At 56.8% G+C, this 21027-nt stretch carries 19 protein-coding genes and 1 riboswitch; of the genes, 7 read left to right on the forward strand and 12 right to left on the reverse strand.

Translation table 11 applies throughout. The annotated features are described in order from the left end of the window. Nucleotide 1: 1 nt before the first annotated feature. From V3851_RS10245 to V3851_RS10255, 3 genes are all read right to left on the reverse strand, one after another. The gene (locus tag V3851_RS10245) at nucleotides 2–580 is read right to left on the reverse strand and encodes a xanthine phosphoribosyltransferase (protein ID WP_331846440.1); all 579 of its coding nucleotides are present in this window, start codon (nucleotides 578–580) and stop codon (nucleotides 2–4) included. Between the two features lie 142 nt (nucleotides 581–722). Further along, nucleotides 723–823, reverse strand: a riboswitch (purine riboswitch). A 71-nt stretch (nucleotides 824–894) separates the two neighbouring features. After that, on the reverse strand, nucleotides 895–1200 hold the full coding sequence (locus tag V3851_RS10250) for a hypothetical protein (RefSeq protein ID WP_331846441.1): 306 nt from the start codon (nucleotides 1198–1200) through the stop codon (nucleotides 895–897). A gap of 184 nt (nucleotides 1201–1384) precedes the next feature. Continuing rightward, a complete protein-coding gene (locus V3851_RS10255) occupies nucleotides 1385–2098 on the reverse strand; it encodes a zinc ribbon domain-containing protein (protein WP_331846442.1) in 714 nt (237 codons plus the stop codon). 180 nt (nucleotides 2099–2278) lie between these two features. On the opposite strand from V3851_RS10255, the gene V3851_RS10260 reads away from it, so the two are divergent. Next, complete coding sequence (locus V3851_RS10260; protein WP_331846443.1) at nucleotides 2279–2650, forward strand: hypothetical protein; 372 nt, start codon at nucleotides 2279–2281, stop codon at nucleotides 2648–2650. A 15-nt stretch (nucleotides 2651–2665) separates the two neighbouring features. On the opposite strand, the gene V3851_RS10265 is transcribed toward V3851_RS10260, so the two are convergent. Next, a complete protein-coding gene (locus tag V3851_RS10265; RefSeq protein WP_331846444.1) occupies nucleotides 2666–3475 on the reverse strand; it encodes a hypothetical protein in 810 nt (269 codons plus the stop codon). Beyond that, complete coding sequence (locus tag V3851_RS10270; RefSeq protein ID WP_331846445.1) at nucleotides 3472–6609, reverse strand: DEAD/DEAH box helicase; 3138 nt, start codon at nucleotides 6607–6609, stop codon at nucleotides 3472–3474. The genes V3851_RS10265 and V3851_RS10270 overlap by 4 nt, the downstream gene beginning before the upstream one ends. A 213-nt stretch (nucleotides 6610–6822) precedes the next feature. On the opposite strand from V3851_RS10270, the gene V3851_RS10275 reads away from it, so the two are divergent. After that, nucleotides 6823–7578: a TspO/MBR family protein gene (locus V3851_RS10275; protein ID WP_331846446.1), complete on the forward strand. Its 756-nt coding sequence runs from the start codon at nucleotides 6823–6825 to the stop codon at nucleotides 7576–7578. A 128-nt stretch (nucleotides 7579–7706) separates the two neighbouring features. Here the strand turns inward: V3851_RS10275 and V3851_RS10280 are convergent, their stop codons facing one another. The 5 genes from V3851_RS10280 to V3851_RS10300 all read right to left on the reverse strand — a co-directional run bounded on the left by V3851_RS10280 (nucleotide 7707) and on the right by V3851_RS10300 (nucleotide 11925). After that, complete coding sequence (locus V3851_RS10280; protein WP_331846447.1) at nucleotides 7707–8084, reverse strand: RidA family protein; 378 nt, start codon at nucleotides 8082–8084, stop codon at nucleotides 7707–7709. 42 nt (nucleotides 8085–8126) lie between these two features. Then, nucleotides 8127–9599, reverse strand: a complete 1473-nt coding sequence (locus tag V3851_RS10285; RefSeq protein ID WP_331846448.1) for an ATP-binding protein — start codon at nucleotides 9597–9599, stop codon at nucleotides 8127–8129. Nucleotides 9600–9731: 132 nt separating this feature from the next. Further along, nucleotides 9732–10001 carry a hypothetical protein gene (locus V3851_RS10290; protein ID WP_331846449.1) on the reverse strand — a complete coding sequence of 90 codons (270 nt, stop codon included), beginning with the start codon at nucleotides 9999–10001 and terminating at the stop codon, nucleotides 9732–9734. Between the two features lie 50 nt (nucleotides 10002–10051). Further along, nucleotides 10052–10252, reverse strand: coding sequence for a CsbD family protein (locus tag V3851_RS10295; protein ID WP_331846695.1), 201 nt, complete (start codon nucleotides 10250–10252; stop codon nucleotides 10052–10054). Nucleotides 10253–10410: 158 nt separating this feature from the next. Then, nucleotides 10411–11925, reverse strand: a complete 1515-nt coding sequence (locus V3851_RS10300; protein ID WP_331846450.1) for an HD-GYP domain-containing protein — start codon at nucleotides 11923–11925, stop codon at nucleotides 10411–10413. Between the two features lie 150 nt (nucleotides 11926–12075). Between V3851_RS10300 and V3851_RS10305 the strand changes: the two genes are divergently transcribed. From V3851_RS10305 to V3851_RS10325, 5 genes are all read left to right on the forward strand, one after another. Continuing rightward, a complete protein-coding gene (locus tag V3851_RS10305) occupies nucleotides 12076–13599 on the forward strand; it encodes a potassium/proton antiporter (protein WP_331846451.1) in 1524 nt (507 codons plus the stop codon). Between the two features lie 268 nt (nucleotides 13600–13867). Then, the gene (locus V3851_RS10310) at nucleotides 13868–14770 is read left to right on the forward strand and encodes an FMN-binding protein (protein ID WP_331846452.1); all 903 of its coding nucleotides are present in this window, start codon (nucleotides 13868–13870) and stop codon (nucleotides 14768–14770) included. Nucleotides 14771–14818: 48 nt separating this feature from the next. Then, on the forward strand, nucleotides 14819–16693 hold the full coding sequence (locus tag V3851_RS10315) for an NAD(P)/FAD-dependent oxidoreductase (protein ID WP_331846453.1): 1875 nt from the start codon (nucleotides 14819–14821) through the stop codon (nucleotides 16691–16693). 135 nt (nucleotides 16694–16828) lie between these two features. Further along, complete coding sequence (locus V3851_RS10320) at nucleotides 16829–17281, forward strand: hypothetical protein (protein ID WP_331846454.1); 453 nt, start codon at nucleotides 16829–16831, stop codon at nucleotides 17279–17281. 45 nt (nucleotides 17282–17326) lie between these two features. Next, nucleotides 17327–18307 (forward strand): polyprenyl synthetase family protein, encoded by a 981-nt coding sequence (locus tag V3851_RS10325; protein ID WP_331846696.1) that lies wholly within the window; start codon nucleotides 17327–17329, stop codon nucleotides 18305–18307. 415 nt (nucleotides 18308–18722) lie between these two features. Here V3851_RS10325 and V3851_RS10330 read toward each other — a convergent pair whose 3' ends face one another. Beyond that, nucleotides 18723–19595: a UbiA-like polyprenyltransferase gene (locus tag V3851_RS10330; protein WP_331846455.1), complete on the reverse strand. Its 873-nt coding sequence runs from the start codon at nucleotides 19593–19595 to the stop codon at nucleotides 18723–18725. Next, on the reverse strand, nucleotides 19579–20907 hold the full coding sequence (locus tag V3851_RS10335; protein ID WP_331846456.1) for an aspartate aminotransferase family protein: 1329 nt from the start codon (nucleotides 20905–20907) through the stop codon (nucleotides 19579–19581). The genes V3851_RS10330 and V3851_RS10335 overlap by 17 nt, the downstream gene beginning before the upstream one ends. Nucleotides 20908–21027 lie beyond the last annotated feature (120 nt).

Below are 21027 nucleotides of genomic sequence, written 5' to 3' on the forward strand. Positions count from 1 at the left end.
ATTACAGCTCCTCTACGAAGGAAACCGCCCCGTTCTCCAAAGAAGCGATCCGGACCAAAGAATCTACCCGATAGCCCGCTTCCTGAAGCCGGCTCGCGCCCGGCTGGAACGATTTCTCGATCACGATGCCGATTCCGACGACGCTGGCACCCACCTGCTCGACGATCCGGGCCAGTCCGAAAGCAGCTTCTCCGTTGGCCAGGAAATCGTCGATAATCAATACCCGGTCTTCGGGATGCAAAAATTTCTTGGAGACCGTAATTTCATTCGTTTCCTGCTTGGTGAAAGAATAGACCTTCTCCACCAAAATGTCGTCGCGCAAAGTCAGCGATTTATGCTTCCGCGCGAATATCATCGGCACGCCGAGTTCCAGCGACGTCATGATCGCCGGGGCAATCCCCGACGATTCTATCGTCAGCACTTTGGTGACGCCCTCTTCCGCGAATCTGCGGGCAAATTCACCTCCGACCTCCCGCATCAGCACCGGATCCATTTGGTGATTAAGAAAAGAATCCACTTTGAGGACATTGTCCCCCAGTACGATGCCCTCCGCCATCACTTTGTCTCTGAGTAATTTCATGTGACGCTTCCCCCTTATGTCGAATAAATTAAGCAACAAAAAAACACCTCCCGGCGCTGCCGGGAAGTGGACGAGACAAGGCAAAAAACCGGAGACCCCAGCCGTCTTCCGGCGATAAGCAATGCCGGAAGACACGCTTGGGGGAAACCTGGTTTCACCTCGTAGTCCGATCATTTCCGGTGACCGGGTAGAGACATGCAGGCCGATTCCTGCACATATACGAGAAAAATGTATTTAAAAATTGAAAGTTGTCGTCTTTCATGCAATGTTAGAAGTATAACGCATATGGTACGGGGAAATAAAGAGGAAATTTTTTAGAGCGGTCTGGATTCCTTGGGCAGCAAATTACTCAGCAGCGAACGCAGCTCCGTATCTTCCTTATAGCTCTTCTCCCCGGTATCCAGGCGGCGCACCCGGATCTTACTGTAGTTTGCGGCCGGATCAACCGGTGTAAACACCAGATTGTCCTTGTCCTCCAGCCGAAGCTTGTAGCCCATCTCCACGAACATCGACAAAAAATCTTGTTCCGACGGCACTTGTCCCTCCTGCAAAAAGATCAGCCCGCGCAATTCCTTCACCTCGTGCGGGTGATGCACTTCAAAGTGAACGATGCATTCCATAGTAATTAAGCTCCTTTCAAAACTAGCGTTCCCTGGAAAAACGCGCGGCACGGTTTCCGGCAAAATTTTACCGGGGCTCTCCGTGCCGCTTCCAAACCGGCGCCCTACTTATTACTACGGATCAATCCCTAGGCTGCGGGGCGCGCATATTACAAGTTTGTGAATTTTTCAGAAAAATCGCTCATTAAATTTGTTCCGAGCCGCAATGCGGACACCATTTGGTGCCTTTGACCAATACGGCGGAGCAAATCTGACAGCCCACCGTCGGGATGGCCGCCTCCAAAGTCGAAGAAACCTGTTCCTTCGGCTCCATGTTCTCTTTCCAGGTCCGAACTCGGCGGTCCAGCTCCTCCTGGCGTCTTATTTCCCGCTGGCGGCGGGCCTCCATCTCTTCATCAGCGGGTGGTTCCTTGGCTTCTTTGTAGATGATCGTCTCGTCCGACACCTGGCCGGTAAGCGAAGCCAGCGGATCGTTAAAGGCCTTGAGTGGGGCGGGCTCTTCCGGCTCCTTATCGGCGGAACGGCTTTCCTCCGCGGGCTTGACCTTGTTCAGCTTGTGCCCGCAATATTGGCAGAACATCGCATCCTCGGCGACGGACCGGCCGCAGGCGCCGCAAAGGCGCTCATTCTTCATCTCGGCGATTTTGGCGCGGATCTCGTCCCGCTCCTCGGCGAGGAGATCGCAGGTTTTGGCCAGCTCGATCATTTCTTTCTCCGCATCGGACATATCCTTGCGGGAATAACCTTCGTAGAAGATCTCGCCCATTCTTTGGAAGTATAGCCCCATTTCACGTTCAATATTCGAAATTTGCGTGTTCAGCCTGCCGATCTCCACGGCGTTTTGCGCGCGGTCGGTCACCTTCCCAGCACCGTCTTTTATCCGTTGTAAAAAATTCATGACAGTATTCCTCCCATTCATCGGCATACCTGGTCGTTAAAAAGTCTGTAGGAATATAAATTCTAGATTATCATACCAGATTTGCGGCTTCCGTGAAAATCGGCCCTTTGATTCACCTATAGGGGCTCCGTGTAAAAAAGGAATAGAACGCTAAGGTCCGCAGAAAAGGAGGAATCGCAAGTGGCCTTGTCCAAGACCCCGTATTATGTTTCCGTAACGCACCGGCTTATCCAGCAAACGCCGAACGACTCGTCCGAGTTCCAGGTGCTTCTGGACGAAGAAGAACTCGCGCAGCTCCGCGACAAGCTGAACGAACTGTCCAAAGAGGACGACTACACGTTCAAACGGGCTCCCGTCCCCTTCAAGTCCGCCGACCATGATGAAGCGCCGGAACAGTTCAACCGTAGGCTTACTGAGCTATATGTACTTTTGTACCGTACCGGCACCGAGCGGACGCGGAACGCCTTGATGAAAATGGGCGTTCTGAATCGCCTCGCCGACACGGATTACCGCGATCCCGGATATGGCGGCGGATCGCCCTTGAACAAATAAGCAAGCCGGGCTGGTTTAGCCCGGCTTGCTGCGCTTCGCACCGGCGAGCTCCGCCGCGCGCTCCATGACCCGGCCGGCAACCAGGGCCAAGCCCTTGGCGGCCCCGGGAACGCCGGGAAGCAGCGCGGCCCACGGGGCCGAATCGGACCCCGTCTCGCGGCCGGGCTTCACGCCGGGGCGGCGGAGGCGGAGATCCGCAAGCTCCGCCGCCACATCGTGAAGCTGCGGTCCGGGCAGGTGAAGCCGCCCCTGGTCGGCCATCTCCGCGAGCCATTCCGCGAGGTTCGGGCCGCCCTCCGCTTCGCCAGGCGACCGCTCAGGCCCGCCGGCCGCCTGGCGGAGCGCGGCGGCGGGATCGGGCAGCGGCTGGCGCGCCGCCCACAGATCCAGGGCGGCCGCCGCCAGCGTCTCCGGCGTCCAGCCGAGCAGCGCGAGCCGCACGCCGGCGTCCGCCGCCCAGGCGGCGTCGCCATAGGCCATGGCGCGCTCGGCATGGCCGCACCCCCCGGCGCCGCAGGAGCACCGCGGCGCATCCGACGCTGCCGCTGCGGGCTTGCCCCGCCGCCAGGGCGGCTGCTCGGGCAGGAGCGCCTCCAGCGCCTCCGGCCCTTCCTCGAGCAGCCCGGCCAGCAGCAGCGGCCGGCCCGCAAGCCGGTTCAGCAGCGCCCGGCTTTCCTCGCCGCCGCGAGGATCGCCCGGCAGCAGCACGGTGCAGAGCGGCGGCCGCTCTCCGGCTTCCGCCGCCTCCGCCGGGAACTTGACGAGCAGGCCCTCCGGTACCGGCTCCAGCGCCACGTCTTTCGGAATCGTTAATTTCCGGCTCATCGAACCTCCTCCTCGATCATGCTTCCCGCCCGCAGCGCGATCAGGCCGCGCAATTCCTCGTCGGACATTTCCGTAAGCCATTGCTCGCCGGAACCGACAACCTGTTCGGACAGGCTTTTTTTCCGTTCGATCAATTCATCGATCCTCTCTTCCAGCGTGCCTTGGCAAATCAGCTTGTGCACCTCCACGTTCTTCCGCTGCCCGATCCGAAATACCCGGTCGGTCGCCTGATTCTCCACCGCCGGATTCCACCACCGGTCATAGTGGATCACATGGTTGGCCCGCGTTAAATTCAAGCCTACACCGCCCGCTTTCAGGGAGAGCACAAAAAATGGCGCTCCGACGCCTTCCTGGAAGCCCTTGACCATGTCGTCCCGCTCCTGCTTCACCACGCCGCCGTGCAGGAAGAACGGCGCCTCTCCGTACCGCTTGGCAAGCTGTTCCTTGATCAATTCCCCCATTTGTACGTATTGCGTAAATATCAGCGCCGCTTCGCCGTTGTCGATAATCAGATCGAGCAGCTCGAACATCCGCTCCATTTTGCCGGAACGTTCCGCGGCGGCACCTCCTGCTCTTCCGGCCCCCAGCTGCGGATGATCGCAAATCTGCTTCAGCCGGGTCAGCGAGGACAGCACAAGCCCTTTGCGGGCGATCCCGCTGCTTCCGCCGATGCTCGACATCAGCTCCGCCGTCACCGCCTCGTACATCCCGGCCTGCTCCGCCGTAAGTGTACAATACGATTTCAGCTCGATCTTCTCGGGAAGATCCTTGCGGATATCCGGATCGCTCTTCAACCGCCGGAGCAAAAACGGCGCCACCAGCTTCCGCAGGCTGGCAAGTTCGGCGGCATGCTGCTCCCCGTTCCCCCCGTACCTGGAACGGAACGCGGCGTTCGTGCCCAAATACCCGGGATTCAGAAACTGAAATATCGACCACAGCTCGCTCAGCCGGTTCTCCACCGGCGTGCCCGTCATGGCGATCCGCTGCGGGGCGCTTAGCTTCATGACGCTTTGCGCCTGCTTCGTGCCGAAGTTCTTAATGTACTGCGCTTCATCGAGCACGATCGTCTTCCATGCCAGCTCGCGAAGCTCCTTGCCGTCCCGCCCGGCCAATTGGTAGGTTGTCAGCACGATGTCGCTCTCCCGGCATTTCCGGGCCAACCGCTCCTCGTGCAGCCGGTCGCTTCCATGATGGACGTAAAGCCGCAAATGCGGCGCGAACCGGGCCAGCTCCCGCTGCCAATTGCCGAGCAGCGAGGTCGGGCACACGATCAGGCTGGATCCGTCCGATGTCTCCAGGCCGTCCAGCAGCTCCGTGATGACCTGCACCGTCTTGCCCAGGCCCATATCATCCGCCAGCAATGCCCCGAATCCGAGCTCTCGCATGGCCGCAAGCCACTGGAAGCCTCTTTCCTGATAAGGCCGCAGCGTGCCGTGCAGCGAGCGTGGAACCGGCCGGGGAGCGATGCTGCGCAGCGCTTCGCCGGACAATAGAACGGCCAGCATCCCTTCCGATTCCACTTCTTCCACCCGCAGCCCGTCGAAGAACTGGTCCTGTTCGCTGCCCGATTTCAGATACATGAGATCGCGAAACGTCATCGTTCCGCTTTCCTGCCGCTTCATAAACTTCAGGACCTGGCGGAGTTCCTTCACGTCGACCTCGATCCACTCGCCGTGAAACAACACGAGCGGCGACTTCGAAGCGGCGAGCTGCGCAAGCTCCTCCAGGCTCAGCTCTTTCCCGCCGAGCACAGCCCTCGCCTCGAAAGACACCAGTTGCTGGACACCGAATCCCGCTCCTTCCGACTTCTCCCGCGGGAAGCCTTCCCAGCCGGCCGTCTTGATCTTTACGCCGGCGGTGCGCCGGCCCTCCCGGGTCCAGCGGGAGGGCATCTGCACGGATACCCCGTGCTTGCGCAGCGGCACGACGGACCGGCTCAGAAAGGCGTACATCTCCTCCGGCCGGAGTACCGCCGAATCGGGCCGCGCCGTCATACAAGCCTCGGCGATTAGGCCGGATAGCTCCGCGGCTTTCTTCAAACGAAGCAGCAGATTCTCCCGGACATTCCGGTACTTCCGTCCGGCAATTTCCATGTCCGGCTCGGGATAGCTCCAGACCAGGCCGGCCGGAAGCCGTACGGAGGGATCCTCCGCGCCTTCGCCCCAGAACGATAACCTCCACAAAGGCCCCGTGTCCTTGCCGTTTCCGCCGGCGCCGTTCTCCTGCCAAGGCTCGATCCGCAAGGCCAGGCGCAGCGTCCCCGCTTCCATGCCGGGCTCGGTTTCCGCATCCGCCTGCGGGCGCCCTCCTCCGGCGGCGGCGATATCTGCGGCGAGCTGCCCGATCTCGCCCGCACTGCCCTGTATATCCGGCGGGGTTCCCGCGCTCAACAGGCCGTTCCACCACAGCTCCGCGAGCGGGGAATATCCCCTGCGGTAATCGGCCCGCGCGGGATTCAGCTTCCGCCCCAAATCGCGGACGCTGTTTCTGACCTCGTAATCGATCATCGCCGTCATAAAAGAGTGCAGCAGCGCAAGCTGACGCTCCGCGATCGAACCGGACTCCTGCATCGCCGGTGCCTGCACCGCGGCCAGTGCCACCGGCGGCATCGCCGCCGCCAGCCGGCGGAAGCGGTCCTCGTCTTTTCCTCCGTCCAGAAGCGGCCCCCATACCGCGCCGAGCGAAGCCTGTGTCCCCCTGCGGCGTCCCGGAGTTCCGGAGCCGGGCTTCACTCCGGGTGCGATTCGGCCCCGCAGCAAAAGGTCAAGGGCAAAGCGCGCAGCCGCGGCCCAGTACCCGAACTCCGGCCCGGATTTGATTCCGTGGCCGGCGAAGTAGCTCTCATCCCATCCCAGCAGCAGCTGCCATGCTTCCCCGACCGGCAGGGCCAGGCCTTCCAGCGTCCTGCCGATCAGCCCTTTGCGATCGCCGCCGCCCGCCGATCTGCGCCCGTAGGAGACCGGGTACCTGACCTCGGCGAGCCGCAGGGCGGCATGTTGAAACGGGCGTACTCCGGGCCGCGGCTCCAGCGGTCTCACCGCCGCCGTCCAGGCGTCCACTTTGGATTCCGATATTTCACCGGAGAAGCAAAACAGCACATCTCCGAGCCAAATTCCATACAGGCGTTGATTCATGGTGATCTCCCGTCATTTTTCCTGATTCATCTCGGTTCATCTGAAAAACCGCATTAATTCTATCTTATACGAAACCGCCCCGGTATAAAACCGCGGCCAAACCTTTGCACGGGCCCCGCTTCGTCCTTAACGGAAAATGTTTTTCCAAAAATGGGTATATTCATATAGTAAACGCGATAAACCCGCTTCTAACGTCCGAGGAGGCATTTATTCATGTTCAGCAAACAGGCCTGCCGTTGGTGGAACTGTCTTCTATTTCTGGCTCTTATAGCGATAAATATATTTGCTGAGGCCATCCCGCTGGGGAGCGGCCGTACCGGAGAATTGTCCGAGCGCTATTTAACACTGCTCACACCTGCCGGATACGCCTTTGCGATCTGGATCGTCATTTATATTTTGCTCGGCTGCGCGGTCGTCTATCTCTTCCGCCGCAAAGATGCGGATAAGCCTTGGGGACGCATGTTCACGCTTTGGTTTGCGCTCTCATGTCTATTCAATGCGGGGTGGCTCGCGCTCTGGCATTATGAATCCCTCATCCCGTCGTTCGCAGCGATCGTTCTGCTGCTTGTTTCCCTTGCGATGATCTACCGTTATTCGCGGGAAATCCTTCACCCGACCCGGGGGGAAACCTGGTTTTTGCGGATTCCGTTCAGCCTCTATTTCGGTTGGGTTTTTACCGCCTCGCTGATCAACCTGCAGGTTATCCTCCAGCATTCCCGGCTTCGGGTCAGCCTGCCGCAGCCTGAAACGGCCATTATTCTATTGATCATAGGCGCGATTGCGATGATGCTCGTCGGCAACCGGACCCGGGACGGACTTCTTCCGCTGCCGACAGCCTGGGGCTATATAGCCGTGGCGGTCAAGCACTCCGACCGGCACGAACTGATGTTTGCCGCCTGGCTCGCAGCCGCCGTCCTGCTCATCTATTCGCTCGCCCTGCTCTTTTTCCGCGCAAGGGAACGGGATTAATCAGTGTTCGGGAAACAACGTCCCTATTACCGGAGGTTTGTAAAAAACAAAAGTGCAGGGATCCGAATGAAAATCCGCTGCACTATTGTACGATCTGATGATTCGAAGGTAGGCCTTGAATGAGGACACTATTTCAGAGCGATAACCTCGATTTCGACGAGTCCGTCCTTCGGCAAACGGGCTACCTGCACCGCGCTGCGGGCCGGGTAAGGCTCGGCGAAGAAGCTGCCGTAAATTTCGTTGACCTTGGCAAAATCGTTCATGTCATTCAAGAAGACGGTCGTCTTTACGACCTTGTCGAGACCGGTTCCGGCCGCTTCCAGAATGGCGCTCACATTGTTCAGCGCCTGCTTCGTTTGCGCTTCGACGCCCTCGGCAAGCTGGCCCGTTTCCGGAATCAGACCGAGCTGCCCGGATGTGAATACATACTCCCCGACTTGCACCGCCTGAGAATAAGGTCCGATCGCGCCCGGCGCGTTCGTTGTGGAAATTACCTGTTTATCCATTTCCCATCCCTCTTTACATAGAATTTCTTCTTATTGTATCTATTAACGGGGGCCCAAAGCAACCGAATCCGCCAAATCCGAACCGGCGTCTCCCGCTCCATCTTCCTTTGGATCAACATTTATAGGCAAATAAAGAGAAAAGGTGCTGCCTTTGCCTTCCTCGCTGCGCAGTGTAATGAAGCCGCCGAGCAAACGAGCCAGGTCCTTGCTGATCGGCAGCCCAAGCCCGGTTCCTCCATATCTGCGACTGATGGAGCCGTCCGCCTGGCGGAACATCTCAAAGATCGCGGCATGCTTGTCCTCCGGGACGCCGATTCCGGTATCGCTGACCGCGAAGACGATCCAATCCCCGGGCGGCGCTTCCTCTTGGTCCGCGGGGCGGATTTCCAGCCTGACTCCTCCCTGATGCGTAAACTTAAACGCATTGGAGAGCAAATTGCGCAAAATTTGACCGATCCGCTGTCCGTCCGAGGATATCGTGCAAGGCAGTCCCGGCTTCTGCACGATGTCGAAGGCCAGGCCTTTTTGGCTTGCAGTATGTTCAAAATCGAGCTCCATGAGCTGCATGATTTCGGCGATAATGACATCCTCCCTGACGATCTCCAGCCGCCCCGCCTCGACCTTGGATAAATCGAGGATATCGTTGATCAGATGAAGCAGGTCGAGGCCCGACTTATGAATGATCTTGCCGTAATTCGCCGCCTCTTCCCCGCTCCCGTCCCCGCCTTCGGATTCGGCGATAATCTCGGCCAGGTTGATGATGCTGTTGAGCGGCGTCCTTAACTCATGCGACATATTGGCCAAAAATTCCGACTTATATTGCGATGCCAATGCAAGCTGTCTGGCGCGTTCCTCCTGCACGATCTTTGCTTTCCGCAGCTCCTCCGTCTGCTTGCGCAGCAGGCCGTTGACACGCTTCAGGTCCACCGTCTGTTTCCGGTCCTGCTGGAAATCCCACAGCATGAGCGCAAAAGCGCAGCTAAGAGCCAAGGTAAGCGGAAACGTAATCGGCGTAATTTCCAGCAGGTACTGCTTCACGGGAATGACGCCGAATATGGCAATATTGACCGTATTGAGCACGTTCACGATCACAATCGTGATGATGCCCTTCGTAATCAGGCGGAGATTGCTCCCTCTGATCCAAATGTTGAGGCACGCGCAGACGACCCCCAGTATCGACAAATTGATAAAGCCCGCCATGGCCGCGTCGTTTATGCCGAATGTCAGTCTGGCCGCCCCGATGCCCACCCCTATGATCACCAAGGTGAGCGGGTTGGAATAGACGGCGGAAGCGATGATGAGCGGCACGACCCGCAGATCGAAAATCACGTTGTCTTTAAGCTGAAATCCGAATTTCATGCAAATCCAGCCCGAGAATATGATCAGAATCACCGACAAAGCATAGTTGGTTTTGGAGAATCGCTTGGTCAGTAAATATTTATAGATGACGTTGGCCAAGTAAGCGACCGTAATAAGCAGTCCCAAATTGAGCATAAACATCTTGCTGAAGCCCATAAACTCACTCCTGTAGATAAGTTGCACCTGCCTTTGGCAGTCTTCCATCATCTTATCACAAGCCCGGAACTAAAGAATGAGACTATTTACATTTTTTAGATTGCCCGATCCTCCCATCAAAAAAAGCGCAAATCAGATCCGATTTGCGCCTTTCTTCCAGAACAGCGGCCAAGGCAGCGCGGCGGCTTCCCGATCCCGCAGCCTCCGCCTTTTCAGGCGGGCCCAAACTCCTCCGATTGCGGGATCTTCCGCACGATCATATGCCGGCCGGGGCTCGACATCAATCTCCCTAAGCGTATAATATCGGAGATTGTAAGTGCTGACCGTGTCGCCTTGGAGCGTAACCACGCTGTCCCTCTTGTACTCGATAATCCTTCCGGTCACTACGCGGGAAACGTACATCTTTTTCCGCCTCCAATGCGGTTTCGGTTTAGGATGGGACGGGCAGCCGCTCAATCGCGGGAACGCACCCAGTCATTGTATTCGCGCTCGGCGGCATCCTTGGTATGACCGTAGCGCTCCTGAAGCTTGCCGACCAGCTTGTCCTTCTCTCCGGCGATCACGTCCAGATCGTCATCCGTCAGCTTGCCCCACTGTTTTTTGGCTTCTCCTTTTATCTGATTCCATTTTCCTTTAATGATGTTCTCGTCCATCATAGATCACTCCTTATTCCATGGATAGTTCAGAGGCTGTTACCAAAGCGCCGGGGCATTTCCCCGTGTACTTTGTAAATACCCTTCGGTCCCCGGTTTGAACCGAGAACACCCCTTCCATTCGTGATGTGCCGAAAAAGCAAACAAGCCCCGCTTGGCTACGGAGCTTGTTTCATTTCCTTTTTGCGATAGGCATCCACAAACAACTGCGCAAAGTGAGGGTCCCACTGGGTTCCCCGGCCTTGCTCCAAAATCTCGATCGCCTTCCCTTCATCAAGCCCTTTCCGGTAGGGACGGTCCGAGGTCATGGCGTCGAAGGCGTCGGCCACCGCGATAATCCGTCCGAACAGCGGAATCTCTTCGCCTTGCAAGCCGTCCGGATATCCGCCTCCGTCATACCGTTCATGGTGCGAACGCACCCCTGGCAGGAACGGAGCCATGGCGTCTGCCGGCTCGATTTGCTTCAGGATTGCCTCGCCGAGGACGGGATGCTGTTTGATATGCTCCCATTCTTCATTGGTCAGGCGGCCTTCTTTTAACAATACCGCGTCGGGGATGCCGATTTTGCCGATATCGTGCAGCAGGGCCGATTTCCTTAGATCGTGAATCTCCTCCTCCGGAAGGTCCGCCAGAAGGCCGATGCCGACGGCGTATTCGGCAACTCGCAAGGAATGGCCCGCCGTATAGGGATCACGGGCGTCCAGCGCTGCAGCAAGCGTGGCGAAGTAGCTCTCCAGCAGTTGATTGTTGCGTTCCGCCTGCAGTTTGATCCCCCGCATCATATGGTTAAACCCGGAGACCAGGCGCGAAAATTCATCGGAGAACAAATCGCTGGCGCCCGTGCGCAGGTAACCGCGCTTGATCTCGCCCATCTTTTCGTACAAATGCTGGATCGGCAGGACGATTTCCCGGGTCAGCAGCCTGGAGCCGATAAACGCGAAGCCCAAGCCGATGACGAGAATAAAAATCGCCCATTCCCAGTAGGAGGTTCCGATCTCGCTCCAATCGCCCAAGCGGAACTGGACCGATAAGCTGTAAAGCAATAACGGGAAAGCCCCGATCAGGAAGAAGCTCCATCTGAGCTTGCGGCGGATGGATATCAGCACTCGCCCTCCCAGCGTCAGCTCCTTGCCGAACAAACGCAGGGACCAAGAGCTCAGCTCCAGCAAAACCGGACGGATGGCGTAGGAAGTCAAGTAGAAGTCGATTAATGCGCGCATTCCGGCAACAAGCACTACTGCCATGGATGCGAGCAGCACATAATAATAAGGAATGGATAATTTCCCGGCATGAATAAGCCATATTGTCAAAGCCGATGCGGGGAGCAGCAGGCCGAACAAATGCGGCCCCATAATCCGCTTCACGGCCAAGCCGGGAAGGCGGTGTGTTCTTATGTATACATTCTGCAAAGAGACGAAGCCTTCGATTTCCGTGGTAAAGCAGGCGCGGATCGGGCGGATCTGCAGGGTGAACACCGTCCATTCGAGGACGAGCATGATGCAAAACGAAAATAGCAGCGCGCCGAGAAGCCCTACATATTGTTCCGCCGGAATATCGTTCGGAGCAAGGAGAATCAGTCCGCCCAAGGCGAAGGCCATGAGCAGAGCGCCCAGCGCAAAATTCAATTTCATGCGAAAAATAAATGTTTTGTACACCGTCAAGGGAATTGTCATTCCTTCCGTTTCCGCCTCTTACATCATTATCGGCAGGAACTGGTAAAGTTTTCAGTGCGCGATTTGTTGGCAAGCTCCAAAAATTTGTCTAATTATTTATAAAGATAACAAACCCATAAGTTAAACCTTGACAGGAGGCACGCCAAAGCTATGGACCCGACAACACTTACGGATTACTTCATTATCCTATTGGCCAGCTTGCTGCTGATCGGCGTGTTCGCCACCAAATTTTCCAGCCGCTTCGGTTTGCCCGCGCTCGTCTTCTTTATCGCCGCCGGCATGGTGCTCAGCCGGTTCATTTATTTTGACAATGCCTTTATCGCCCAACTGGTCGGCACCTTCGCCTTGATCATCATCCTTTTTGAAGGCGGGATGCAGACGAAATTCGCTACGATCAGACCCGTGATCAAAAGCGCCTTATCGCTCGCGACGCTGGGAGTTGTTCTTACCGCCGCGATCGTCGGCATCGGCGCGGTATACATTCTGGGCGTTTCGCTGGAAGAGGGACTGCTGATCGGCTCGATCGTCGGTTCCACCGACGCCGCGGCGGTGTTCTCCGTGCTGAGCGGCAAAAATATCAAGGAGCGCCTGACGGCGACGCTGGAGGCAGAATCCGGCAGCAACGATCCGATGGCGGTGTTCCTGACCGTCACCCTGATCGAATGGATCCAAAGCCCGGACCACGCCCTGTCGGCCCTGATTTTCTCGTTTATGCTGGAGATGGGGCTGGGCCTTTTGCTGGGTCTGGCCTTCGGCTGGATCGCGGTTAAGGTCATCAACAGTATCAACTTCGATTCCTCCGGTTTATATCCCGTCATCGCCGTCGCTTTTGCCATTCTGACCTACGGCGCCACCGCAGCCATTCACGGCAGCGGCCTGCTCGCGGTATACGTCATGGCCCTGGTCCTCGGCAACTCGGATCTCACCTACCGGCAATCGATTTTGCAGTTTAACAAAGGCTTCGGTTGGATTATGCAAATTACGATGTTTACGCTGCTCGGCTTGCTTGTGTTTCCCGAAGAGCTGCCGGGAATTATGCTGCCTGGCGTCGCATTATCTATGATTCTGATGCTTGTGGCGCGTCCGGTTTCCGTCTATGCGAGCCTGCTTTTTGCAAAATTTTCATTTAAAGAGAAAACGCTTATCTCCTGGGCCGGGCTGCGCGGAGCCGTACCGATCGTGCTCGCCACCTATCCATTGATGAGCGGGCTGCCCAACGGGCAATTGTTTTTTAACGTCGTCTTCTTCGTGATTCTGACCTCCACGCTGATCCAGGGGGCAACCATTTCGCCCCTGGCCGTCAAGCTCGGGCTCGTCAGCGATACGGGGGCCCAGCAGCATTCGCTGCTTGAACTAGTGGCGCTGGGCAAGACCAAAGCCGAAATCAACCATCTTCATATCCATGCGGGCATGAAGGTCGTCGGCAAGGAGCTACAAGAGCTGGACCTGCCGGATGAGGTGCTCGTGACTGCGGTCATCCGCGGCGAGCAGATCGTCACGCCTCGCGGCAACACAATAATTGAAGAAGGAGATACGCTCTACGTACTCGGTCCCAAGGCCAAACGCGACAAGATCAAGGAGATCTTCAGCTTTCGCGAATCCCCCTACCTTCCGGTCGTTCCCGATGCCGAATTGATTCCCGAGGACAGCGACAGGCGAATCTTCAAAAAATAATTAAAAATTGAGCAATCGCTTCCAACCCCCGAAACCCCTTGCGGTGCCTGACTGCAGGGCGGTTTTCGGGGTTGTTTTTTATCACACACCAAGTGATATTTTTCACATAAACCCACATATGAATATGCTAAAATTCCATCGAACAAAGGTTTTGGGACTCTTTTAAGCTCATGAAAATCCCGTAACGGCGGGGATTTTCCGTCCCGGACGTTATTAAAATGTCTTCGCATTTTAATATATACAAAATTATCAGTGGAGGTCATTGATCATGAAAAAAGCATCTATTCTTTTATGCAGCGCCCTGCTGCTGGGGGTTCTTGCCGGCTGCGGTTCAAACAGTGGAAATACAGCGGAACCTGCCAACAACACTCCTGCCGCAACCAATGAAACAAACAGCGGGAATACCGCCGGTACGACCGAGGAGCAAGGCAAATATCAAGACGGCGTTTATTATGCCCAAGGCGAAGCCGATCCCGATAGCGGTTGGCAATACTATGTAACTCTTACGGTATCCGGCGGCAAAATCACGGAAGCCAAATGGAACGGGCTTAATGCCACTGTAGGCGTTGACAAAGTAACTTATTCCAAAGAAGGCAAATACGGCATGAAAGCCGGCGGCGCCCAATCCGAATGGCACGAACAAGCCGAGAAAACGGAACAATACCTGATTGAGAAGCAAGATCCGAAAGACATCACTCTGAATGAAGAAGGCAAAACCGATGCGATAAGCGGTGTATCCGTACACGTCAATGAATTCTTTGACCTGGCCGACCAAGCCCTGACCGCTGGTCCGGTTCAAGCCGGCCCTTACAAGGACGGTACTTACCATGCCGAAGGCGATAAATTCGACGAGCATTCCGGCTGGAAGGAAACGGCCGACGTAGTGATCGCCGCGGGCAAAATCGTAAAGGTCAACTTCAGCGGCGTGAATGAAGCCGGCGAAGACAAGAAACAAAACTCCATCGACGGCAAATACGGCATGAAAGCCGGCGGCGCCCAATCCGAATGGCATGAGCAAGCAGCGCTGGCCGAAGCATATCTGGTTGAAAACCAAGATCCGGCTTCCCTGACTTTCAATGAAGAAGGCAAAACCGACGCCCTTTCCGGCGTATCGATCAGCTTGCAATCCTACTTCGGTCTGGTAACCAAGGCGCTTGAACAAGCGAAATAATAAACATCCCGCTACATGATTGACAACCTAAACGAGAAGGTGAATCTCTTGAAGAAAATAGTCGTTCTGGGCGGCGGTTACGGCGGCGTCGTTACCTCCAAGCACCTGGCTAAACTATTCAAAAAAGACAAAGATGTGGAAATCAAGCTGATTGACCGCAATCCGTACCACACCCTTTTGACGGAGCTGCACGAGGTCGCGGCCAACCGCGCGCCGGAAGACTCGGTCAAGATCGAGTTGAAAAAGATATTCGCCGGTCAAAAGGTCGATGTCGTTCTGGATTCGATCGATCACATCGATTTTAACGCCAAAGAACTTCGTTCCGAGAAAAGCACTTATAAATACGATTATCTTGTTATCGGTACGGGCTGTAAGCCTACCTTCTTCGGCATCCCGGGTGCCGAGGAGCATTCCTTGACCTTATGGTCCTATGAAGACGCCGTTCGGTTGAAAGAGCAAGTCCGCAACAAATTCGGCCTCGCCGCGAAGGAAACCAATCCGGCCAAACGCCGGAAAATGCTGTCCTTCGTCGTTGTCGGCGCCGGATTTACCGGGGTCGAGCTGGTCGGCGAGCTTGCCGAATTCCGCGATGAGCTCTGCAAGGAATTCTTCATCGATCCGAGCGAGGTGCGCCTCGTCGTGGCGGATATGGCTCCGAAGATCCTGCCGATCCTGCCCGACAAGCTGATCGAAAAGGCAGCCAAACGCCTGCACAAAATGAATGTCGAAATCATCACCAGCGCGAAGATTACCGGCGTGACTCCGTCCGGCGTCGTGCTCGGCGAGAAAGAGCTCGAAGCGGATACGGTCGTATGGACCGCCGGCGTGGAAGGCTCCGATCTTGTCGGCAAACTGGACGTGAAGCAGGAAGGCCGCAAGCGGATCGTCACGAACGACAAGCTGCAAAGCGTGGATCATGAGAATGTCTACATCGTCGGCGACAACATCTTCTTCATTCCGGAAGGCGAAACCCGTCCGGTACCGCAAATGGTAGAGAACGCCGAGCAAGCCGGTCCCGTGATCGCCCATAATATCCATGCCGATATCCATAACAAGCCTAAGAAGTCCTACAAACCGGGCTTCCACGGCACCATGGTCTGCATCGGCAGCCGGTATGGCGTCGCCAACGTAGGTTTGCCGAACAAAATGTTCATGCTGACCGGATTCCTGGCCATGTTCTCCAAGCACTTAATCAATATGTACTACCTGTTTACGGTGGCCGGCTTCAACAAGGTTTGGACTTATATGATGCACGAGTTCTTCCATGTAAATAACCGCAGAAGCTTCGTGGGCGGGCATTTCGCCAAACGTTCCCCGAACTTCTGGCTCCTTCCGCTCCGTATCTTCGTCGGATACAAATGGCTGGAAGAAGGTCTCGACAAGCTGCCGAAGATCTTTAAGGATCCTTCGAACATCTTCCTGATTCCTGCTTCGCCGAAGGCCGACGTCGTCTCCGCCGCCAGCGCGGCCGCCAGCGATGTTACACAAGCCGTAGACGCTTCGGCAGCCGCTTCGGCCGTGGAAAGTGCATCCACTGCGGTTACGGCACTGCCGGTACCGGGATTCATCAAGAGCATCGTGAACTGGTTTATGGACATCTTCTTCTACACTTCGGACGGCGGTTTTACCGCACTGGCGACCGTGTTCCAGTTCTTCATGGTATTCATGGAAATCGCGCTCGGCATCATGATCATCGTTGGTCTGTTCACCGCAGTGGCCTCCGCCGCAACGGTCGCGCTCGGTGTCATGATCTGGTCCTCCAGCATGGCCTCCACGGAAATGCTGTGGTACATGACCGCGGGCATCGCCTTGATCGGCGGCTCGGGCAGCACCTTTGGCTTGGACTACTACGTTCTGCCGTGGCTCAAGAAACAATGGAAGAGAATTCCGCTGGTTCGAAGATGGTATTTGTACACCGAATAAGCTTGGATTAATCACATGAAGTATTTTAACTGATTATCTATAGAGTAATGTGCTCCACCGCACATTACTCTAATTTTTACACCATTACCTAAGATTTTAACTATCGCGGCATTTCAGCCCGAGGAGTGTGCCCTAATGAATCATGAGCTCATCCAAGACGCTTGTCACTTGTTGCAGGGAGAAGTCTCGCCCACAACCGGCATACAAATCCGTATTTCCGTTGAAGAAGCGCGGCCCTTTGCCGTGTTATTGGAGCAATACGACATGCCTCCATTACGCCGGCAGCGCTTGTTGTCCATTTACTTCGCAATCAAGCTCGCCCTCCGGCGCCACGGCGGCTGCAGCAGCTCCGATACGGGTGAAACGCTCACCCGCAAAGTGCTGGACGGCGACTATTTATACAGTTTATATATTCAGCTCTGTCTGAAATGGGAGGAGATCGACCTCCTATCCCTGCTCGCCCCAGTCATTAAACAAATGCAGATCAAACGGTTCGAGGGCAAGCCGGAAGACGACCGGCTGCTTAAAGGGCTGGAACTGTTTCTGCAGTTGGAGAGCAGCCGCAACCGGCTTAGCCGGGCGATTTAAACGTCATCATGAAACGGCATGAACAAGGAGGTTATTTCGATGAAAATGAAGCTGGATGAGGCGTTGGGCATTCCCCTCCGCTCGGTCGACCGCGAGATTGAAAACATGGTCAAGTATGACAAGGACCTTCCCCGCTCCTCCGCGCTGGCCAAAAGCATCATCGATCTGGTCCGCTCCGGAGGAAAAAGGGTCCGCCCGCTCATGGTCATCGTCGGCAGCCGCTTCGGACCCGCTCCCGACGAGAATAAGCTGTGGCGGCTCGCCGCCGCCGCGGAGTTCATCCATGCCGCCTCCTTGATTCATGACGACATCATCGACGACTCCCCGGTCCGCCGCGGCCAGAAGGCGCTCCATATCAAGCTCGGGGTAAGCGAAGCCGTACATGTCGGCAACTACATGTCGGCCAGGGTCATCGAACTCATCTCCGCCTATTCCGCGGAGCGGGAACGCTACGCGTACGACCTTTCTTCCCTGGCGACTACCGAGCTTTGCTTGGGCGAATATGAACAATTGTCTCATCTGTTCGATTACGAAGTCTCGGTGGAGGAATATCTGGAGAAATCGCGGAAGAAAACCGCGCAATTGATGGCCGCCTGCCTGCGCATCGGTGCCCAGTCGGCCGGCGCGGACGACGAGGTGGCGGAGCTGCTGTACGCCTTCGGCGAGAAACTCGGCATGGCGTTCCAAATCCGCGACGACATCCTTGACTTTACACAGTCCGCGGAGAAGCTGGGCAAGCCTGCGGGAAGCGATTTGCGCAAAGGCCAGGTCACGCTCCCGGTTCTGTTTGCCCTAGAAGATGAAGAACTGGCTCCTTCCATCCGGGCCATTGCCGCGGAAACGCCGGCGGAATTGACCGATGCCGTCATTGCGGCGATCGGGCGCTCCGGTGCGCTGGAGCGCAGCGAAAGCTTGAGCGCGCGGTATTTGGACGAAGCCCAAGCGATCATCCACCGGCTCCGGGACTACCCGGCTCACCGGGATTTGCAGGCGCTGCTGCAATATTTCGGCGGTCGGGAGAGCTGATTGCGGAATGAAATTAAGTTGCCTATATATAAGCGCCCCTTATCCGATTAGCGATCGGATAAGGGGCGTTTTTTGATGTGATTTCCCGTCTGCGGCAATTGGGCTGTACACCCTTCATCCATTGCGGCGCACGGCAACGTATAATATGAGGTTACCTTTGTAGGTAATGGACATCCATGGCGCTATTTTGTTGTTTTGGGCCGATTTCTGAGACTAGCGGACATGGGAGCCGCTATTTCTTATTGAGCCCCCGGTTTCGGGATATTTTCCATTCCTTTACATCTCTTATGTCCGTTAAGCGGGTAAATTACGGGGCTCACAGGCAAATAAGCGTTCCGGCGGCCGTTAATGAACAACAAGCACGGTGTTCCTTGGAGAATGGTTCTCCGCGGACGCCGTGCTTTTTGGGATCAATCTATAGTAGGAAGAAATCGCCGAGGGTAAAGAACAGGATCACCATGCTGATCACCTGGTTTAAATTGTAGGATGCAATTTTCATGGCTTTGCGGTTCGACGGTTTGATGATTTTGTGCTCCGTCATCAGCAGGAAGACCGCAAGGATGATACCCGCAATGTACAGCCAGCCCAGGTGGCGGATCGGGATCAGCGCGATCAGCAGCAGCACCATGATCAGATGCAGCCCGGCGGCGATGCGCAGCCCGTTTTTCAGGCCGAAAATGCTCGGAATGGACCACAGCTTATGGTTCCGGTCAAAATCAATGTCCTGCGAGCCGTAAATGATGTCGAAGCCGGCGATCCACAGCATGACGATCGTGCCGATGATAAACGGGGTAAAGGCAAATTTCCCGGTCACCGCGAACCAGGCGCCGATCGGCGCCGAAGCGATGGTAAAGCCCAGATACAGATGGCTCATGTACGTAAAACGCTTCGTATAAGAGTAGGATGAGATCAGAAAGATCGCGACCGGCGACAAAATAAAGCAAAGCGTATTCAGCATCGCCGCCGCGAAAATGAAAATTCCGTAGTTGATCACAACAAACGCCAGCACTTCCTTTTCGCCCAGGAGCATCCGCGGCAGATGACGGTGGGCCGTACGCGGATTCTGCGCGTCGAACGTGCGGTCCACCACGCGGTTGAACGCGTTGGCCCCGTTGCGGGCGCCGATGAGGGCGATCAGCCCCCACAGCATAATTCGCCAGGACGGGAAGCCGCCGGCGGCCCAGACCATCGAGATGATGGCAAACGGCAGTGAAAACAAGGTATGCGAGAACATGACCAGCTCGCTGTACAGCTTGATTTTGGTGCCGAGTTTACGGGCGTACTCCATCGCCGTTCCCTCCCCCAGCCACCAGCACGATGTTCAGCGCCTGCTCCAGCGCGGTGAGCATTTCCTCAATGTCTTGCTCCGTGATGACGAGCGGCGGCTGGAAGGCCAGCACGTTGCGACCCACGCCGTTCTTACCGATGATGAACCCGCGGTCCTTCATCTCCTCCAGCACCTCGTCGACCAGCCGGGCGCCGCGCTCGGCGTCGTCCGCGCACAGCTCGGCGCCGATCATCAGGCCGGCGCCGCGCACGTCCGAGACGAGCTGCGGATAGCGGGCGGCGAGGTCCCGGAGGCCGGCGACGAGCAGGCCGCCGAGGCGCTCGGCGCGCTCGGGCAGGCGGTGCGACTCGATATAGTCGAGCACCGCCAGGGCGGTGACGGACGAGACCGGGTTGCCGCCGAACGTGGAGGCCGAAGGCCGCGTGAAGCTGGCGGCAATCTCGTCCGTCGAGGCGAACGCGGCCACGGGCACGCCGCTGCCGAGCGCCTTGGCCATGGTCACGATATCGGGCGTAACGCCCCAGCGTTCCATGGCGAACATGCGGCCGGTGCGGCCGAAGCCGGTCTGAATCTCGTCGGCGATAAGCAGCACGCCGTACTGCTCCAGCAGCGCCTTCACTTCAGGGAAATACCAGTCCGGCGGCATGATCATGCCCCCGTTGCCCTGGATCGGCTCCACGATCATGGCGGCGAACTCGCCGCCCCGCTCCGCGAGCACAGCCTTCAGGGCATCGATGGAACGGCGCGCCGCTTCGTCCCCGCTCATCCCGCGCTCATACGGGCGCGGGATGAACGCCACGTCCGGGTCCCCGCCAAGCTCCGGAAGCTGCGGGTCGGAGCGCCACATCCGCATGCCCGTGACGCTCATGGTCAAGTACGTGCGGCCGTGCAGCCCCTGCTCCAGCGCGAGGAAGCCTCTCCGCCCGGTATGCAGCCGGGCCAGCAGCAGCGCGCCCTCATTGGCCTCCGAGCCGCTGTTGACGAAGAAGGTCCGGCTAAGCTTGCCGGGCAGCACGCCCGCCAGCCGCTCCGCCAGCTCGACGTTCGGCTGGGTCAAATAAATCGTGCACGTATGCTGCAGCGTCTTCAGCTGCTCCGCCGTCCGCTCCACGATTTCCGGGTTGCAGTGGCCGCTCGCGACCACGGAAACGCCCGCGTAAAAGTCCGTATAGCATGTGCCGTCGTGCCCGTACAAATATTGCATCTCGCCTTTGACGAGCTGCGGCGGATTCCGATAGAAGTGGCTCGTGCAGGGGTAGAAATACTGCTGTCGCTTCGCCAGCACGCCCTCCGGCCCGATATAGTTTTGCATTCTTACCGCCCCTTTCATCTTCTCTGTTACGCTTCGTTATATTTGAAGCTCGCAAATTAACTGTATTTCCTACAGCTAAATCTCCGGCTATCGACCGGATTATGAATTTAACTGGATTTC

This window comes from Paenibacillus haidiansis (assembly GCF_036553665.1).
Lineage (GTDB): Bacteria > Bacillota > Bacilli > Paenibacillales > Paenibacillaceae > Fontibacillus > Fontibacillus haidiansis.

Coding starts and splice junctions, on each gene's coding strand:
- V3851_RS10245 (WP_331846440.1), bottom strand. CDS start 580: ATGAAATTACTCAGAGACAAAGTGATGGCGGAGGGCATCGTACTGGGG.
- V3851_RS10250 (WP_331846441.1), bottom strand. CDS start 1,200: ATGGAATGCATCGTTCACTTTGAAGTGCATCACCCGCACGAGGTGAAG.
- V3851_RS10255 (WP_331846442.1), bottom strand. CDS start 2,098: ATGAATTTTTTACAACGGATAAAAGACGGTGCTGGGAAGGTGACCGAC.
- V3851_RS10265 (WP_331846444.1), bottom strand. CDS start 3,475: ATGAGCCGGAAATTAACGATTCCGAAAGACGTGGCGCTGGAGCCGGTA.
- V3851_RS10270 (WP_331846445.1), bottom strand. CDS start 6,609: ATGAATCAACGCCTGTATGGAATTTGGCTCGGAGATGTGCTGTTTTGC.
- V3851_RS10275 (WP_331846446.1), top strand. CDS start 6,823: ATGTTCAGCAAACAGGCCTGCCGTTGGTGGAACTGTCTTCTATTTCTG.
- V3851_RS10280 (WP_331846447.1), bottom strand. CDS start 8,084: ATGGATAAACAGGTAATTTCCACAACGAACGCGCCGGGCGCGATCGGA.
- V3851_RS10285 (WP_331846448.1), bottom strand. CDS start 9,599: ATGGGCTTCAGCAAGATGTTTATGCTCAATTTGGGACTGCTTATTACG.
- V3851_RS10290 (WP_331846449.1), bottom strand. CDS start 10,001: ATGTACGTTTCCCGCGTAGTGACCGGAAGGATTATCGAGTACAAGAGG.
- V3851_RS10295 (WP_331846695.1), bottom strand. CDS start 10,252: ATGGACGAGAACATCATTAAAGGAAAATGGAATCAGATAAAAGGAGAA.
- V3851_RS10300 (WP_331846450.1), bottom strand. CDS start 11,925: ATGACAATTCCCTTGACGGTGTACAAAACATTTATTTTTCGCATGAAA.
- V3851_RS10305 (WP_331846451.1), top strand. CDS start 12,076: ATGGACCCGACAACACTTACGGATTACTTCATTATCCTATTGGCCAGC.
- V3851_RS10310 (WP_331846452.1), top strand. CDS start 13,868: ATGAAAAAAGCATCTATTCTTTTATGCAGCGCCCTGCTGCTGGGGGTT.
- V3851_RS10320 (WP_331846454.1), top strand. CDS start 16,829: ATGAATCATGAGCTCATCCAAGACGCTTGTCACTTGTTGCAGGGAGAA.
- V3851_RS10325 (WP_331846696.1), top strand. CDS start 17,327: ATGAAGCTGGATGAGGCGTTGGGCATTCCCCTCCGCTCGGTCGACCGC.
- V3851_RS10330 (WP_331846455.1), bottom strand. CDS start 19,595: ATGGAGTACGCCCGTAAACTCGGCACCAAAATCAAGCTGTACAGCGAG.
- V3851_RS10335 (WP_331846456.1), bottom strand. CDS start 20,907: ATGCAAAACTATATCGGGCCGGAGGGCGTGCTGGCGAAGCGACAGCAG.